General features: G+C 64.4%; 13 protein-coding genes. 3 read left to right on the forward strand and 10 right to left on the reverse strand.

Annotation, left to right across the window (positions count from 1 at the left end):
* Nucleotides 1-56: 56 nt before the first annotated feature.
* From G8767_RS27965 to G8767_RS27985, 5 genes are read right to left on the reverse strand one after another with little or no spacing between them, the layout of a single operon-like run.
* A complete protein-coding gene (locus tag G8767_RS27965; RefSeq protein WP_011331214.1) occupies nt 57-1,217 on the reverse strand; it encodes an acyl-CoA dehydrogenase family protein in 1,161 nt (386 codons plus the stop codon).
* Between the two features lie 8 nt (nt 1,218-1,225).
* Nucleotides 1,226-2,014: an enoyl-CoA hydratase-related protein gene (locus tag G8767_RS27970; protein WP_011331215.1), complete on the reverse strand. Its 789-nt coding sequence runs from the start codon at nt 2,012-2,014 to the stop codon at nt 1,226-1,228.
* Nucleotides 2,011-3,678: a long-chain-fatty-acid--CoA ligase gene (locus G8767_RS27975; RefSeq protein ID WP_011331216.1), complete on the reverse strand. Its 1,668-nt coding sequence runs from the start codon at nt 3,676-3,678 to the stop codon at nt 2,011-2,013. Before G8767_RS27975 ends, G8767_RS27970 begins: the two co-directional genes overlap by 4 nt.
* Before the next feature lie 7 nt (nt 3,679-3,685).
* On the reverse strand, nt 3,686-4,861 hold the full coding sequence (locus G8767_RS27980; protein WP_011331217.1) for a thiolase family protein: 1,176 nt from the start codon (nt 4,859-4,861) through the stop codon (nt 3,686-3,688).
* Complete coding sequence (locus G8767_RS27985) at nt 4,858-5,724, reverse strand: CoA transferase (RefSeq protein WP_011331218.1); 867 nt, start codon at nt 5,722-5,724, stop codon at nt 4,858-4,860. Before G8767_RS27985 ends, G8767_RS27980 begins: the two co-directional genes overlap by 4 nt.
* A 95-nt stretch (nt 5,725-5,819) precedes the next feature.
* Here G8767_RS27985 and G8767_RS27990 point away from each other — a divergent pair, with 95 nt between their 5' ends.
* Nucleotides 5,820-6,413, forward strand: a complete 594-nt coding sequence (locus tag G8767_RS27990; protein ID WP_025997155.1) for a TetR/AcrR family transcriptional regulator — start codon at nt 5,820-5,822, stop codon at nt 6,411-6,413.
* A gap of 126 nt (nt 6,414-6,539) precedes the next feature.
* On the opposite strand, the gene G8767_RS27995 is transcribed toward G8767_RS27990, so the two are convergent.
* The 4 genes from G8767_RS27995 to G8767_RS28010 form a co-directional block, all read right to left on the reverse strand.
* Nucleotides 6,540-9,575: a Tn3 family transposase gene (locus G8767_RS27995; protein WP_166813037.1), complete on the reverse strand. Its 3,036-nt coding sequence runs from the start codon at nt 9,573-9,575 to the stop codon at nt 6,540-6,542.
* 16 nt (nt 9,576-9,591) lie between these two features.
* On the reverse strand, nt 9,592-9,753 hold the full coding sequence (locus G8767_RS28000; protein ID WP_166813003.1) for a hypothetical protein: 162 nt from the start codon (nt 9,751-9,753) through the stop codon (nt 9,592-9,594).
* A 122-nt stretch (nt 9,754-9,875) separates the two neighbouring features.
* Complete coding sequence (locus G8767_RS28005; RefSeq protein ID WP_235808513.1) at nt 9,876-10,244, reverse strand: hypothetical protein; 369 nt, start codon at nt 10,242-10,244, stop codon at nt 9,876-9,878.
* Nucleotides 10,241-10,882 carry a ParA family protein gene (locus G8767_RS28010; protein WP_058228272.1) on the reverse strand — a complete coding sequence of 214 codons (642 nt, stop codon included), beginning with the start codon at nt 10,880-10,882 and terminating at the stop codon, nt 10,241-10,243. The genes G8767_RS28005 and G8767_RS28010 overlap by 4 nt, the downstream gene beginning before the upstream one ends.
* Nucleotides 10,883-11,484: 602 nt before the next feature.
* Here G8767_RS28010 and G8767_RS28015 point away from each other — a divergent pair.
* Together G8767_RS28015 and G8767_RS28020 are read left to right on the forward strand one after the other, a co-directional pair.
* Nucleotides 11,485-12,924 (forward strand): cytochrome P450, encoded by a 1,440-nt coding sequence (locus tag G8767_RS28015; RefSeq protein ID WP_206029853.1) that lies wholly within the window; start codon nt 11,485-11,487, stop codon nt 12,922-12,924.
* A gap of 109 nt (nt 12,925-13,033) precedes the next feature.
* A complete protein-coding gene (locus G8767_RS28020; protein ID WP_166813039.1) occupies nt 13,034-14,023 on the forward strand; it encodes a GAF domain-containing protein in 990 nt (329 codons plus the stop codon).
* 10 nt (nt 14,024-14,033) lie between these two features.
* Here G8767_RS28020 and G8767_RS36005 read toward each other — a convergent pair whose 3' ends face one another.
* Nucleotides 14,034-14,594, reverse strand: a complete 561-nt coding sequence (locus tag G8767_RS36005; protein ID WP_240952877.1) for a hypothetical protein — start codon at nt 14,592-14,594, stop codon at nt 14,034-14,036.
* Nucleotides 14,595-15,549: the final 955 nt, after the last annotated feature.

Here is a 15,549-nt window from a genome sequence, read left to right on the forward strand (position 1 = left end):
TTTTTGACAAAGTGAGGTGTGACTGACGCAGTGGTGTCACTGCGCGAAGGTCAACCTCATAAGGCGCGGCCGATGAGTTCCTTCATGATCTCGTTGGTGCCGCCGTAGATCTTCTGCACGCGGGAAGCGGCGTACATCTGCGCGATCGGGTACTCCATCATGTAGCCGTAGCCACCGAAGACCTGCAGGCAGCGGTCGACGATCTCGCACTGCTTGTCGCTGCCCCACAGCTTGGCCATCGACGCGGTCGCCGCGTCGAGGGTGCCGTCGAGGTGACGCTGGATGCAGTGGTCCATCAGGGTCTTGCCGGCCAGCACGTCGGTCTTGCACTCGGCGAGTACGAACTTCGTGTTCTGGAAGTTCAGGATCGGCTTGCCGAAGGCGTGACGTTCCTTGGCGTACCTGATGCTCTCCGCCACCGCGGCCTCGGCCACCGCGACACCGCCGACACCGAGGATCAGCCGCTCACGCTGCAGCTGACCCATCAGCTGGTAGAAGCCCTGCCCCTCGACGCCGCCGAGCAGATTCGCTGCCGGCACCCGCATGTCGGTGAACGACAACTCGCGGGTGTCCTGGCCGTGCTGGCCGATCTTGTCCAGCACCCGCCCACGCTCGAACCCCGGAAGATTCTCCGTCTCCGCGACGAGCAGCGAGATACCCTTGGAACCTTGGCTCGGGTCCGTTTTGGCGACGATGACGAGCAGGTCGCAGTGCGACGCGTTCGAGATGAACGTCTTCGAGCCGTTGATCACGTAGTGGCCGCCGTCGCGAACCGCGGTGGTCCGTACGGCCTGCAGGTCCGAGCCGGTGCCGGGTTCGGTCATCGCAATGGCGAGGACGCTCTCACCGCTCGCACATTTCGATAGCCAGCGCTTCTTCTGGTCCTCGGTGGCATAGGCGGCGATGTAGTGCGCGACGATCGTCGAGTGCACGGCGAAGCCGAACGCGGTGTCGTGGGCGTAGGCGATCTCCTGCTGCACGATCGCCTCGTGGCCGAAGTTGCCGCCCCCGCCGCCGTATTCTTCGGCGATGTCGAGGCACAGCAGTCCCGCGGCGCCGGCCTTGGTCCAGAACTCGCGGTCGACCTGGTGCTGCGCGGCCCAACGGTCCTGGTTCGGGGTGGCTTCCTTGCGGAAGAACTCGGCGGCGTGCTTACGCAGCAGCGCCTGATCGTCGGTCTCCCACGGGGAGCGGTAATCGGGGAACAGCTCGCTCATGATCGGTCCTACTTTCCGGTGAATTCGGGGGCGCGCTTGGCGAGGAACGCGGCCTGGCCCTCGCGGCTGTCGGCGGAATGGATGGCAACGTGAAAGTTGCGCTTCTCGTGCTCGAGTCCTTGCGCCAGAGAGGTTTCCAGGGCCTGGAGGGCGGCATCCTTGGCCAGCGCCACCGCGAGCGGTGAGTTGGCGGCGATCCGCTGCGCCATGGCGACCGCCGCTTCGAGGGCGGTGCCGTCCGGGACGGTCTCGGCGACGATGCCGGCCGCGCACGCCCGCTGTGCGGACAGGAAGTCGCCGGTGAGCAGTAGGGCCATCGCCTTGGACTTGCCGACGGCCTGAATCAGGCGCTGGGTTCCGCCGCCGCCCGGGATCACGCCGAGCTTCACCTCCGGGACACCGAACTTGGCGGATTCGCCGGCGATGACGATGTCGCAGGCAAGCGCCAACTCGCAGCCGCCGCCGAGTGCGAGGCCCTCGACCGCAGCGAGGACCGGCTTCGGGAATCGGCCCAGGTCGGCCCAGATGGTGCCGCCCAGCGCGGCTCGATCGCCGAGCAGCGACTGGTCGCGAATGGCGTCGAAATTGGTGATGTCGGCTCCGGCGCAGAAGATCCCGCCGGCGCCGGTGAGCACGATGGCACGGATCTCGTCGTCGTGCCGAGCCGCGACGAGCTCGGTGTTCAAGGCGGTGAGCACCGCCTCGTTCAGACTGTTGCGAGCCTTGGGCCGGTTGATCTCCAGGATCAGGAGGTGGCTGTCGCGGGCCGTGCGTAGCGGGGCGTTGTCGGGGTTCATCGGACGTCCTCGTAGACGTTGGTGTGCGCGGCGCGCATGGCCTTCTTGTCGAGCTTGCCGACGCTGGTGCGGGGCAGCTGGTCCAGATACAGGACGGTCTCGGGCAATTGCCATTTGGCGAATGCATCGGCGAGCAATTCGTGGATCTCCGACAGTGGAAGTTCCTGCCCGTCGGTCGTCACGACGAGTGCTACTGGACGCTCCTGCCACTTCGGGTGCGGGACGCCGATGACGGCCGCCTCGGCGATCTTCGGATGGGCAACGAGTGCGTTCTCCATGTCGATGGAGGAAATCCATTCGCCACCCGACTTGACCACGTCCTTGATCCGGTCGGTGATCTTCAAGTAACCATTCGGGTCGATGGTCCCGACATCGCCGCTACGCCAATACCCGTCGAGGAACTTGTCGGCGTCGTCGTCGAGCTTGTGATAGCGCTCGATGATCCACGGTCCGCGCAGCAGCACTTCACCCTGACTCGTGCCGTCGTGCGGGAGATCGTTGCCTTCCGCGTCGACGATCCGGATGTCGATGCCGTTGACCGGCAAACCCTGCTTACGCTTGAGATCCCACTTCTCCTCGTCCGAGATCACACCGCGCAGCGAGGGCTTCAGTCCCCGGTTCACCGCGACCAGAGGGGTGGTCTCGGTGGCGCCGTAGGCGTGGATGACGTCGGCTCCAGTGATGTCGTGGAAGTCGCGCATCAGCGACAGCGGCGGCTCGGTGGCACCGGACAGCAGCCGCGCGCGGGAGAAGTCCGGTGCGACCGCAAGCGTCTTGATGTAGTTCATCATGGGCTGGAAGATCGCCGGCGCACCGTTTGCGACGGTGACTTGCTCCGCGATCATCGCGTCCACGAGGACGGATGTGTCCTCGGCGATGTAGCGACCGGGCAGCACGATTTTTGCGGCACTGTAGGCGGCCGCCTGGGGTAGGCCCCAGCCCTGGCCGTGGAACATCGGCGTGATGAGCATGACGGCATCGTCGCTGCTCATCCCGAGTCCGGCGACCTCGGCGAGGGTGTGCAGGTAGATGCCGCGATGCGAGTAGTAGATGCCCTTGGGCCTGCCGGTGGTGCCGGTGGTGTAACACGCGCTGTAGGAGGAGGTTTCGTCGATGACCGGCCAGTCGATCTCCGGGCCGGCGTCCGCGAGCAGGTCCTCCCAGTGCACCGCGTGCGGGAGCGTGGTGGTGATGTCGGCCAGCGGCTTATCGGTCATCACCACCCACGTCTTCACGTTCGGCGTATGCGGTGCCAGCGCCTCGGCAACCGGAAGCAGCGACTCGTCGATGAGGACCACCGATGCATCACTGTGTCCGGTGACGTAAGCGAGATCCTCTGGCGCCAAACGCAGGTTCATCTGCAACATCACGGCAGCGAGGCCGGGAATCGCCCAGTACAGCTCGTAGTGCCGCTTGCTGTTCCAGTCGAGGATCCCGACCACATCGCCCGGCCCGACGCCGATCGAGCGAAGTGCATTGGCACTTCGTTGGATTCGCGCGTAGGCATCGGCGTAGGTGTACCGGTCCCAGCCGCCGTCCGCGGTGCGGTACACGATCTCCTGCTCGGGATAGGTGCGCGCGGCGTGCCGGATGATGGTGGTGGTGTTGAGTTGATAGTGGTCGCCGTGGGTGGAGGGCAGGCCCCTCACGATCTCGTGGCTCATGACGTCCTCAGATGCGTTCGATGATGGTGGCGTTCGCGGTGCCGGTGGCCTCGCAGACGGTCTGCAAGCCGAACCTCTTGCCGGAGCGTTCGAGTTCGCAGAGCAGGTCGGTGAGCATCCGGGCTCCGGTCGAGCCCAGCGGGTGGCCGAGGGCGACGGAGCCGCCGTTGACGTTCAGCTTGTCGTCCGGGACGCCGAATTCCCGTTGGAAGATCAGCGGCACACCGGCGAAGGCCTCGTTGACCTCGAACAGGTCGATCTCCTCGACGGCCAACCCGCTTCGGCCGAGCGCCTTGTGGGCGGCGTCGAGGATCGCGGTGAACTGGATGATCGGGTCGGCGGCGGCGACCGACAGCGCGCGGAACCGGGCGCGTGGGATGAGGCCGTTGCGCTCGGCGTACTCGCGGTCGGCGATCAGCAGCGCGGCCGCGCCGTCGCTGATCTGCGAGGAGTTGGCCGCCGTGGTCCGCCCGTCGGCGCCGAACACGGCTTTCAGGCTCGCCATCTTGGCGGGGTCGATGTGCTCGCGGATGCCCTCGTCCGAGTCGATGACCGGACCGGTCGGGTCGTCGGGGTCGGCGGTGATCGGCACCATCTGGTCGCGGAACTTCCCGGCCCGCGTCGCGGCGTGCGCCCGCTCGTGGCTGCGAGCGCTGAACGCGTCCAACGCCGCTCGGCTCAGGTCGAACCTCTCGTTCATCAGCTCCGACGACGGGCCCTGCGCCATCAGCCCACCGTCGTAGCGGTCGAGTTCGCGCGGGCTGTACTGCGGGCCGAGCGGCGCGCCGGGCAGGAACGCCGGAGGCATCGGCACCCGTGACATCGACTCGACGCCGCAGGCGATCACCAGGTCGTGGGAACCCGCCATCACCGCCTGGGCGGCGAAGCTGACCGCCTGCTGCCCTGAACCGCACTGGCGGTCGATCGTCACCGCGGGGACCGACTCGGGCAGCCCGGCGGCGAGCACCGCGTGGCGGCCGAGATTGCCCGACTGGACATCGTGCTGGATGACGCAGCCGGTGATGACGTCCTCGATCGCGGCGGGGTCGACGCCGGCGCGGGCCACAAGCTCCCGCAGCGTCTGCCCGAGCAGGTCCACCGGATGCCATGCGCTGAGGATCCCTCCGCGACGGCCGACCGGGGTCCGGACCGCGCCGACGATAACGGCCTCGCGAACACTCATGACAAAGCTCCTTGTGCTGAATTACGGGGTGCCGAATCGCGGATTCCGATCAGGGGAATGTCGAGGCGCTTCGCGACCTCCTCCCATTCGCGCGTCGGCTTGGAAAGAAACGTCTGCTCGAGCTCCTCCTGGGTGCCCTCGACACCGAGACCGGCGCGGGCGCGCTCCCAGAAGTGCGGCTCGAGCGCGGCCAGCGCGACGTGGCCGTCGGAGCTGGAGTAGATCCGGTAACCGGGATGCGCCCCGCCGAGCGGCGCGCCCGCTCCCATCAGACCGTGCCGAACTGCGGCGCCGGCGTCGGCGGCCGCCTGTTCGAGGACGACCCGCTCGCGGTGTCCCACGCCGGACTCCGCGGCCACGCGCAGGGCGAGCAGGGCCGCGGACACGGCGCGCTCGGCGCCGAGCAGGTCGGCCACCGGGACGGTCGGCATCGTCGGCGGCTGGAGAGTGCCGTGCAGGGCCTGGTACGTCAGGTCATGGCCGGGCTGCTCCGCCGCGATCCCGTCGTGCCCGACGATCTCGATATGCGACAGGTGCGGATTCGCCGCGGTCAACTCGTCCAGGCCGAGCTTGACCAGCGCCGAGGGGCGCATGGCGGTGAGCATCAGGTCGGCACGCGACAGCTCGCGCGCCGCCACCGCCCGATCAGCGGGGTCCTTGAGGTCGAGGGTCACGACCCGCTGGCCCACAGTGAGCTCGTCGTACCACGTCGGCGCCACGGCCCGCAGCGGGTCGCCGGCCGGCGGTTCGATCTTGGTGACGGTGGCGCCCAGCGCCCGTAGCCGCGCGGCGGCGAGCGGGCCCGGCAGATTGATCGCGAGCGACACCACCTGCACGCCCTGCAGCGAACTCGACTGCGACATCATCAACCCCTTTTTGACTATACTGATGTATAGCCATTAATGCGCATGTACTGTCTAATGTCAAGGGTGTATGCTTTTTTCTCTGATAGGAGGCAATTTCTGTGACCGACCCCCGCGCCAGTGACGAGGACCTCACCGCGAAGGCCCGCATTCGCAACGCCGCGCTCGACCTCTACGCCGAGCGCGGCGAGGATCGCGTCTCGATGCGCGCCGTCGCCGCCGCCGCCGGGGTCGCCGTGGGATTGGTGCAGCACCACTTCAAGACCAAGGACGGGCTACGCGTCGCCGTCGAGCAACTGGTCGTCGACTATTACGCTCTGGCGATCGCCTCTGTGCCGGACGAGGGCGCCCCAGCGCAGGTCGCCGCCGCTCGAGACGAGGCGGTGCGGCACATGCTCGCGACGCATCCGACGGTGGTGAACTACATCCGGCGCGCTGTGCTCGATCCGCAGGGAAAGAGCGAGTTACTCGAGCGGCTGACCGACCTGAGTCGCAGAGAGATCTCCAAACTCCGCTATTCGGGCAAGACCTCGACACGGCGATCCGAGTCCTCACAGGTCATCGGGCTGATGGTTCGTCAGCTGGGGCAGCTGCTCATGCAGCCGATGATCGATGACATGTGTGACTTCCTCGACCGGACGGGCGTGCCGCACAGCGACAAACTGACGCTCTCCGTGACCGTAATCTAGCGGTAGTTTGTTGGGTCAGGTCGGAGGTAGAGGTGCAGGCCGTGGCCTGTTTCGCGGCTCAGGAGAGACTTCCGCCGACATGCGTCGTCAGGTCCTGAGCGGTCATCCGCCACCCTTCGACTCGCGCTACTCGTCGTCGTCGGCGTCCGGGTCGCGCAGCGGTCGGTGAACTCCGTTGGGGTCGGGCAGGTGGAAGCTGTAGTGCCCGTCGATGCCGATGTGGGCGCGCACGAACGCCGACAATCGCTCGACATCGGTGTCGAGCACCGGGTATCCGCCGGCTCGCAGCGCGGCGAGGGCGCGGTTCTCGTAGACGGTGTTCCACACGACGACGCAATTGAGCACCAATCCCAGCGCCGAGAGCTGGTCTTCCATGCCCTCGTAGTAGGCGCGGGTCATCTCGCCCTTGCGGCCGTGATAGATCGTGCGCGCCAGGTCGTGACGACCCTCGACGAGATTGGACTGGGCCTTGCCCTCGCGCCGGTAAGGTTCGTCGTCGGCCAGGCGCAGGATGTGCAGGGTCTTGAAGATCCGCCCGAAATGGGCGATGGCCTGGCCCAACGCGGTCGGCTGCCCGTCGCGGGAGATCATCCTGGTGACCTCGTGCGCCGACACCTCACCGGAGTGGATCGACACCGCGATCCGGCACATGTCCTCCCAGTGCGCGGCGATCTTGGCGGTGTCGATCACCCCGCGCGCCGCCTTGTCCAGCGGCCCGTAGTCGGCTCGGGCGTCGATGCGCCACAACCGCTGATCGGGCAGGTTCGCCAGCTGCGGCCGGTACTGGCGGCCGATCAGATGCAGCAGTCCGAACACGATGTCGGAATACGACCCGGTGTCGGTGATGATGACCTCCGGAATCCGCCCGCCGTGCTGGGACACGATCACGTCGATGGTGTGCAGCGAATCGCGAGGTGTTCCGCGCAGCACCTTGCCTGCCAGCCCGGCGGACTGGTCGTTGAGCATGTTCAACCAGGTGATGCCCAGTTTCCGGCCGAAGTACTTCGGGTTCGGGCGGGCGTTATGGGTGCGCACGGGCACCACGAACCGCATCCCGTCCACCGAGGCGACCAGCCCGCCGCCCCACGCTTGGGCCAGGGGGATGTCGGCCTGGGCGTCGACCAGCACGGCGTTGGCCGCCTCGATGGTCTCGGCCCGCACGTAGCACTGGTCGACGTGCAGCAGCCGATCCCTGGTCAGGGCGTCGACACCAGGCGTTGTCACCGGTTTGAACCCGACGTTCATCGCATAGGAACAGAGCACGGCCGCCACCGACAAGCCGAGGTCGGCGACGCGGGCCTCGTTGCCCGAGGTGTGGGTGAACGCCTCGGTGAAACCGGGATGCCAGCTCATCACCTCCGTGACCAGTTCCGGCAGGTCCACACGCGGGATCATCGCCTCCACCCGGCGGCGCAGGTCGACCAGCGACGCGGGCTCGGCCTTGGCGTCCAGCGCGGCGACGTGCAGTTTGCCGTCGGCGTCGATGCTGGCTGGGGTGTCCTCGCCCAGCCGTGCGGCCAACTCCCGATAAGCGGTCTCCAACGCCGTCGCGTGATCGGTCAGCAGCTGCGTCGGCGCGGCGGGCAGGCCCAGCGCGTTCATGCCGGCGTCACGCGCAGCCTCCCAGGCTTCGCCTGCCAGCAGGTGCGCCCGCGGGTCGCGCCACCGCGACGAACGCACCGCGAAGATGCTGCGGTGCTTGAGGTGTCGGTGGAACTGTTCCAACACGCAGATCGTGTAGGAGTTCCGGTCGACGGTGCCCTCCGGTCGGCCCGGCGTGTAGATCAAGCGCTTCCACGCGCCGACGATCAAGTCGTGGTCGACCTTGCGGGCGTCCAGCAGGTTTGCCGGGATCTTGCCCGACGACCTGGATGTCAGCAGCTCGGCGAGGGTCTTCATTGCCGCCAGGACGGCGGCGCCGTCACTGGTCGCGCCGAACTCGATCGTGTCCATCAGCATCGACAGGAACGGGCGGACCGTGGCGAACTTGCCGGCCAACTCGATCAACCGCTGCCCATCCAGCTCCGCGTCGTCGGCGGGCACCAGCTCGTCGACCGCCTGGACCGCGTGCCGCAACTCGGCCCGGGTGACGGTCTTCTCGATCATGTCCAACACCACGCCCAGCCCGACGTCCTGGTTGACCTCGACCATCTCCAGCAGCACCTTCACCGCTGCCGCGAGCTTGCCTGCGTTGCGTGACACCCTCGGATAGCGACGCAGCTTCTCCTCGCGAGACTCCCGCTCGGCCTTGGACAGAAGCTTCGTCGTCATCAACATGTCGAAGGTCTCCAACACGTCGTCGACCGCCCGCGCGCTCAACACAACGACCGTCGCGGCCAGCACCGCCAAGCGCTGCTCACGCGTGGGCAGCCGCCGCAGCGCGGCGGCCTTGCTCGCCAACCCGTAGGTCGCCAACCCCGTCAACCGACGCGGCGGGATCGCCCTCACGTCGATGCTGTCCACCCCGACCGCTTGCAGGTCGACAACCCTGCGCAGCGCCGCGAGCATCCCCTTCGACGACGCCTTGAACACGCCCTTGCGCAGCCGCTCCAGCTCGCTGACCTTCTGCCCGCCCTCCGCAGGAACCTCCAGCAGCCGCAACAAGGCAGACGCGGACTCCGAGGTCAGCTGCTCGCCGAGCTGGCGCCACAACCGGGCGTCCGCCGCGTTGCGGCCGTCGCCGATCAGCCGCTCCAACGTGGTGATCCCCGGCAGCAGCGCCTGACGCTTCCGCAGCCATGTCACTGCGTCGCCGAAGATCGCCTTCGGTCCGTCGCCGGTCATCCACGCCTGGTCGACGATCCACGACGTGAGCTCCGACTCCATCTCGCCGAACGGCTTGAGTCCGTACACCTGCTGGATTTCCCAGGCGTGTTCGAGCTTGGTCTTCTCCCGATCGGTGTACCGCTTCACCATCGACGGATCGGAGATCTCCAACTGCTCGGCCAGATACTCGATCAACGCGGGCGGGACATCCAGCGGATCAGCCAGGAACATTCCCAGGTGACGCACCGTCACCACCTGCACCGCGAACCCCAGACGGTTGTAGTCGCGCCGCCGCGCAGCGATCAGCCGCCGGTCCTCGTCATCCAAGTAGCAGTAACGCTCCAGCTCCTGCCGAGACAACGCACCGAACCGGCCATAGCCGCCCTCATCAGTCACGACGACATGAAATCACCTACAGCGCAAGGTCGCTCGGCGATTGCCCCTTAGCGCCGGATTTCGTCAATCTGCTCCCCGACCCCCTAGTGATGCCGAGTGCGATGACGATCGCGAGTGCGAGTGCGGCAAGCAATGCGCCTAGCTGGATGCGGGCAGCCCGGAGGCTAAAGTCGTTCATGATCGGGTTTTTTCCTTCCAAGGGTTCCCGGTCTGGGGCCTCGCCGGGTTGCCTCCCGGTGGGGCTCCTTTCAGCTTTCACGTATATCCGCATCTACGGATATACGTAAATAAGAAATAGAGTCAACGTCGAGCGAGAACGTCACGTTTCACCCGGTTACTGAGGGTTTCGTCGGCCAACAGACGTTCAACCAAGACGACAAGAATCTCCTGGGCAGTCACTCGAGCAACTCCCAAGTCTCTGGCTGCTGCGCGTTGCCAATCTCCGAGCCTGTCGTTCTGGTCCGGTGACAAGTCCACGTTCTTGCGCACACTTCGCTGCAAGGGTGGAACGACGTTTTGCTCGCGTTTCTTCGTTGCAGTCTGAGGGCTTTCCATCGCAACGGACTGTTCCCGTTCAGGGATCACGTCAGGCGTTGGTTCTGGAACCCTCTTCGCTGCACTTTGTGCCCTCTCGGCGCTTGCGCGTATCCGATCCTTGGCGTTGCTCATGCCGCATCCTCGTTTCCGATTTCCAAAAGCTCTTCTACTGCATCGCCGTAGGCGGTGTTTGCTGCGTTGTCGATCGGGAGGCCGAATGCCTGAGCGAACTGTTCGCGCCGGCCGACTGTCGCCCTGAGTACGTGATCGCCGGCCTCCGTGATCATTTCGCGGAACACATCAGTGGAACTGGCGTTCGGGATGGTGCGAGTGAGGAGCACCGCGAAGATCGGATCTGCTGTCCCATCGCCTCGCAGATCATTTGCCTCTTCGAGTAGTTCGCGCACCGCGGGCAGTCTGGCGAATTCCATGGTGGTGGGCGCGAGCGGGCAGATGACATGAGTTGCAATCCGCATCGATGAGAGCACGATTCCCCGCTGTTCCTTCATGGGTGGCGTGTCGATCACGACGGCGTCGTATTTGTTGTTGGCGATGCCGGGTAGCTGCTTGTGCAGATTGTTCACCGGCATACCGATTACGGGGAAGGGCCAATCCCCCAGCGTTTGCCAGCTCAGCAGCGATTCGTTCTCCCCGTCCGCATCCACGCCCAGTACGTTCAGGCCGGCCTCGTGCAATGCGTGCAACAGGTAGGCCGCCGTAGTGGTCTTGGTTGAACCTCCTTTGAGGTTCGTAACCGTAAATACAAGCATTTGCACTCCTTCCGAGTGGTTGCAGCAGAACCCCGAACCGTTTCACGGGGCGCTGCGTTCAAGTTGTCGAAATCGAAGACTGGCGGTGCGACACATTGCTGCGGAAACGCTGATATACGGAGATGCGTGTATCCGCAATTCCGTAGATGCGGAGCTGCGGAGCTGCGGATTTCAGCGTACACGACTTTCCGCATAATCGCATTTACGGATTTCCGTATTTGCGTATGTCCGCGCAAAATCATTGAAAGGTATCTCGGAACCCTAGATCGCGCCTGGCCCTTTGCGGCCCAACTGCCGGGGCGAATACGCGGGTCGAAGCAAGTTTCGATCGCCACGGGCAAGCACATACCCGTATATACGGAACTCCGTATATACGTCTGCAAAATGCCTGTTCAAAGGAGTTTTTCAGATTGATCGGGGCAGTGCGGATTGTCAGGAAAGCTACAGACTTCGCGCAGAGGACAAGGGCAATTCAGCTTCTCTTGGGGACGAACTTTGAGAGTGCAAAGTTCGAGAAACCAGTCTCCAGTCGACCTTTGCGTTCATCGCGCATTTTGCGCCGTGGCGGCCTCCGCTCGGAAACTGATGCAAGACTGTCCACCATGTCTTCCGACAAGTGCCCGTACCCGAGCAGTGAGACACCGACCGATGAGGTCGCGGTGAAGCCTGCCCTCGAGTTTGAGTCGATCCCCTCGCCGGCCTGGAGGCTGCCTGGATTGGGGGACTTGCTCAGCGTCGACTCGGTGAAGCCGGTCCAGAAGGAAATGGTCATGGCTTCGAGGCTGGGGCCGATCTTCGAGCGCAAAATCATCAATCACCGACTGACCGTGGTCTCGGGTGTGGAGCTGGTCGCAGAGGTCAACAACGAGGCTTTGTGGGCGAAATCGGTGGGTCTGCCGATCCGCAAGCTGCGTGCAGTCGCGGAAGACGGCCTTTTCACCGCTTTCAACTCCGAACCCAACTGGCAGAAAGCTCACAACATCCTCAACGCCGGGTTCAGCCAGGCAGCGTTGCGCAAGTACCACCCGTCGATGCTGAGAGCATTGGACGGACTCACGTCCTCGTGGGATGCGGCCGCGGCCGCCGGCGGAAAGATCGATGCCACCACTGATGCGAACAAGCTCGCCTTGGACGTGATCGGACTGGCTGGCTTCGGCTATGACTTCGCGTCGTTCGATGGCGATGAGCACCCGTTCGTCGGTGCTATGTCGAGGGTTCTCGAGCACGTGAACCGCACCTCCAACGACATTCCGTTCCTGCGTAAATTGCGCGGAAACGGCGCTGACCTGCAATACGAGAAGGACATCGCGTTTGTTCGGACGGTCGTCGACGATGTGATTGCCGAGCGTCAGGCCAAGCCGGGGGAGCATCAGGACGATTTGCTCGACCTGATGCTCAACAACACCGACGAAGAGACGGGGGAGAAGCTGGACCCGGTGAACATTCGGAACCAGGTCCTGACGTTTTTGGTCGCTGGCAACGAGACAACCGCCGGCACTATCGCCTTCGCGCTGTACTTCCTGGCTCGGCATCCCGAGATCGCTGACGCTGCTCGTGCGGAGGTCGCAGACATCACTGGTGGTGAAACACCGGCCTTCGAAGACGTCGCCAAAATGCGGTACCTACGCCGAGTCGTCGACGAGACGCTGCGCTTGTGGCCGAGCGCTCCGGGATACTTCCGCAAGGTCCGAACCGACACGACTCTGGGTGGTCGCTACGCGATGCCGAAGGGATCGTGGGTATTCGTGCTCCTCCCGCAGCTGCACCGCGACCCGGTGTGGGGTGAGGATCCAGAATCCTTCGATCCGGACCGCTTCAAACCTGAGAATGTGAAGAAACGCCCAGCTCACGCCTACCGACCTTTCGGAACAGGACCAAGGTCCTGCATCGGTCGGCAGTTCGCTTTGCACGAAGCGGTCCTGTCGCTGGCAACGATATTGCAGCGCTACAGCTTTCAGTCGGATCCGGAATACAAGTTGGACGTCCGAGAAGCGCTGACGCTCAAGCCGGTCGGGCTTGAGCTCTCCTTGCAACGTCTGTAACGCCGAGTACGCTACTGGCCGGTAGTCTGCCGAGTTGCCGTAATTGTCCGGGTCTTCCCGGGTGGGGCAGCTCCCGCGGGGGCGGGGGGCAGCGGTAAGCGAGGTGTCTGTGAACGAGTGGCATTTGATCGAAACGCTTGGCAAGAGTCCAACCGTCGTCAGCGTCGGTGGCAACGTCAAGAACTGGGCAACCACCAAACGGCTCTCACCGAGCGTGGACGTTCGGCTCGACCCGATCATCGACCAGGTTCGAAGCAGCGGAACCAAGATCGTCCTGCCGGCCCTCGACAGCGCCCGAGACAAGCGGAGCTACCGGATCGAATGCCTGCCTGTTCTCGGCCCGACAGGCAAGGTTCACGCTGTTCAGCTGTGGATCGGCGACCCCGACGTCACGCCGACACCGCCGCGAATCGTTTCCGGGTTCTCCTGGCTGCTCGATCGCTTCGTCATCGCGCAAACCCTCGAAGCTGCGCTGATGTCGGGAGTTAAGCCCGAGGATCACGTTCCGGAGCGCACGCCTGCGGAGTATTACGCGAAGGCGATCAAATTCGACGATTCGGAGGCCATGCTCGCGGCCGGCCTCAATCCGGTCGACGATCAGACCTTCGACGCCGATATGAGTGTCCTGCACGCCGACGGCCGCGTGATGCGTTGGCATATGTGGGTGCGGGGGTGTGTGGAGGAAGGCGAGCGCGGGTTGCGGTTGCTCTGGCACGACGTGACCGATACGACGCCGCCGCGCCGGCCGACACTCGCTGAGTTGGGGTTGCAGGAGAGTGTGAAGGATTCGGGCATCTACACGGCCGTGTTCTGCACACAGACCGCCGTGTTGGCGTTGTGGTTGCCCGAACCAGCGCCGTGGGTGAAGTGGCGCGACATACCTGGCGCGAACCAGGTCATCCACGCTGACGATCGACATCTGTTGTCTTCGGCCCAGGACAAGTTCAATCTGGGTTCGACCGATCCGGTCCACGTCGTGGCACGTCTTCGTACTGAAAATGATGATTGGCGTCCGTCGACTTTGCGGATCAGCCCGTACCCAGGACCTTTGACCGAGCGGTTGGCGATCGTGCAGATTTCTCCGCTCACTGAAAGCTGATCGCGGCTGCTCACTGTGGTCCGAGGTCGCGCAAATGCGTGATCCACACAGGCTGCGCGGCGTTCTCACGAGCTGAGGTATCCACTTTGCGGCGGCGAGCCGTGTCGGCTGCTCGGCGAGCAACGAAACGCGCTGCTTGGCGGCCGGGGGAGTCCTCGGGCGCGGCCCATGCGTAGCGTTCTCGCTCCATCTCGAACGCCGCAGACTGGCGTTCACGTTCAGCTTTCTCCTGGTCAGCGGCGATCTGAGCGAGAACATGCGGCGCGAAGGCCAGATCCTGCTGCTTCATGAGCCAACGGATGAATGCGATGGGGTGTTTCGGGGTCGGAACCATGTTCTGGGCGTTCGCCCAGGCGTCGATCGTGTCGTTCAGATCCGCTGCCGTCCAACCGTGCGCGGCTAGTTCGGTCAGTGCCGATGCCCACCCTCGGGGGGTGTGCCGCCGCGCCCAGACCGGCGTTCGCGAATTGCTGAGCCACTTGGATGCAAGCAACAGGCCCTTCCGGATGGCTTCGACCTTCTCGACCTCAGCTTTGGACTCCTTGCGCCGCGGAGCGGCTCGTTTATTCACAGATCGTTTTGTATTAAGAACCTCTCTACGAGAGGGAAGAGATAAAAGATGACCCCTACGGGGATGGGGTGCCATCTTTATAGATCCGTCCACGTAGACACGGGTTTTATCCACAGGCTTGCGCGGGTGAAGTGCCCAGACTGAGGCCCATCCTCGGCCCTTGTCGCCCACCCGGTATGAACCCTGTCGTTCACCCTTCTTCCTACGAAGCCGTCCACGGAAGACCTCGGTGGCCACTCGAAGCAGTTTCAGGGCATGACGGGCACGCTGCACGGTTCTCTCACCCTTGCCCGTGCGTTCGATGGTCTTATCGAGAGACAAACGTGATTCACGGCCAGTGTCGAACTCAGCGACTGACGCCATGACTGTGGCGACAGCTAGGAGAGTCTTGAGGCTGATTCCGCCGCCTGTCGTTTTGACCAGGGCGGGGCGAATGTTTTTGTATTCGGCCGTATATGCCTCGCGGACAGCGATTTCCACCCAGTGCTGAGCGCCCTGCCAGATGGGGATGCCGTTGTATGCGCCGTCGCCGAGGTCGAGCCGCATCTGGCAGTACCGCCGGCACGCTTCTTTCGGCCCGCCAAGGGCCTTGATGAACATCGGTGTGAGCGATTGGCACTGATGCCCGCGTACGTGCCCGCGGACTGTGCGGGGTGCGCGGGCTGTGCCGTACCGGCGACGCGTGGGGCTGCTCCCGCAGTACGGGCGTTGTTCGGATGTGGGCGCGTGCTTCATCACCAAGACACGCGAAAAATCAGTTATTGAATCTGCAACAGGGCGCGATGTACCCTGAGACCAGTCCTCCAAGACTGTCCCTTCGGGGAAGCGCAGTACCACCGAGAGCGCGAGTTACCAGCTCAACCTCTCACCCACTTCGAAACCCTCGGCCTGCCCGCCGGGGGATTTTCGATTTCTAGGGGGTTCGTGCTACTGCAAAGCGTGTGAAATTGTCACG

It is taken from the genome of Rhodococcus sp. IC4_135 (genome assembly GCF_011602025.1).
Lineage (GTDB): Bacteria > Actinomycetota > Actinomycetes > Mycobacteriales > Mycobacteriaceae > Rhodococcus_F > Rhodococcus_F baikonurensis.

What these genes read in the sequence shown, in the direction of transcription:
- G8767_RS27965 (WP_011331214.1), bottom strand. Translation starts at nt 1,217, where the DNA reads ATGAGCGAGCTGTTCCCCGATTACCGCTCCCCGTGGGAGACCGACGAT.
- G8767_RS27970 (WP_011331215.1), bottom strand. Translation starts at nt 2,014, where the DNA reads ATGAACCCCGACAACGCCCCGCTACGCACGGCCCGCGACAGCCACCTC.
- G8767_RS27975 (WP_011331216.1), bottom strand. Translation starts at nt 3,678, where the DNA reads ATGAGCCACGAGATCGTGAGGGGCCTGCCCTCCACCCACGGCGACCAC.
- G8767_RS27980 (WP_011331217.1), bottom strand. Translation starts at nt 4,861, where the DNA reads ATGAGTGTTCGCGAGGCCGTTATCGTCGGCGCGGTCCGGACCCCGGTC.
- G8767_RS27985 (WP_011331218.1), bottom strand. Translation starts at nt 5,724, where the DNA reads ATGTCGCAGTCGAGTTCGCTGCAGGGCGTGCAGGTGGTGTCGCTCGCG.
- G8767_RS28000 (WP_166813003.1), bottom strand. Translation starts at nt 9,753, where the DNA reads ATGAACGACTTTAGCCTCCGGGCTGCCCGCATCCAGCTAGGCGCATTG.
- G8767_RS28005 (WP_235808513.1), bottom strand. Translation starts at nt 10,244, where the DNA reads ATGAGCAACGCCAAGGATCGGATACGCGCAAGCGCCGAGAGGGCACAA.
- G8767_RS28010 (WP_058228272.1), bottom strand. Translation starts at nt 10,882, where the DNA reads ATGCTTGTATTTACGGTTACGAACCTCAAAGGAGGTTCAACCAAGACC.
- G8767_RS28015 (WP_206029853.1), top strand. Translation starts at nt 11,485, where the DNA reads ATGTCTTCCGACAAGTGCCCGTACCCGAGCAGTGAGACACCGACCGAT.